The sequence below is a fragment of the Ferrovum sp. genome, assembly GCF_027317285.1.
Taxonomy (GTDB): domain Bacteria; phylum Pseudomonadota; class Gammaproteobacteria; order Burkholderiales; family Ferrovaceae; genus Ferrovum.
Genome location: NZ_DAHVHV010000149.1, coordinates 1 through 505, shown reverse-complemented (window position 1 = coordinate 505; position 505 = coordinate 1). Strand labels below are relative to the sequence as shown.

General features: G+C 58.8%; 1 protein-coding gene. It reads left to right on the top strand.

The window, feature by feature from the left end:
- Positions 1 to 505: IS701 family transposase (locus M6F29_RS12025; protein ID WP_298160252.1), on the top strand; the 505-nt coding region annotated here is incomplete at both ends.

Sequence of the window (505 nt, the reverse complement as noted above, 5' to 3'; positions counted from 1 at the left end):
GTGCCATCGGAGCCATTCGCCGCGAAGCGCACTGGACCACCTACTACAAACTGATCGAGCGGGCGAATGTCTCGGTCGCCGACTTGTCCATCCAATTACTGCAATTGACGCAAAGAGTTTTTCCAAACGAGTTGGTCAACCTGATCATCGACGATACGCTGGTTCCCCGTTGCGCGAAGAAGGGGCCGGGGATCAGCATCAAACACGATCACAGCCACAAGGCCAACCGACCCACCTTTCTGAACAGCCAGGGTTGGGTCACGCTGGCCCTGGTGGTGCGGGTCCGATTGGGTTCGGCACTGACCATCCCGATTCGTTCCTGGTTGGTCGAAGAATCCGGCCAACGCGGCAAACTCTGGGTGGCGCGGCAGTTGATCGAGTCGGTCAGGGGGAATGTCCGGGAAGCGCGTCTGCTGATCGATGCCTGGTTCATGCGCAAGAGTTTGATTCTGCCCCTGCTCGAACAGAGGGTGCGCATCATTGGTCAGGTGCGACGGGATACGGC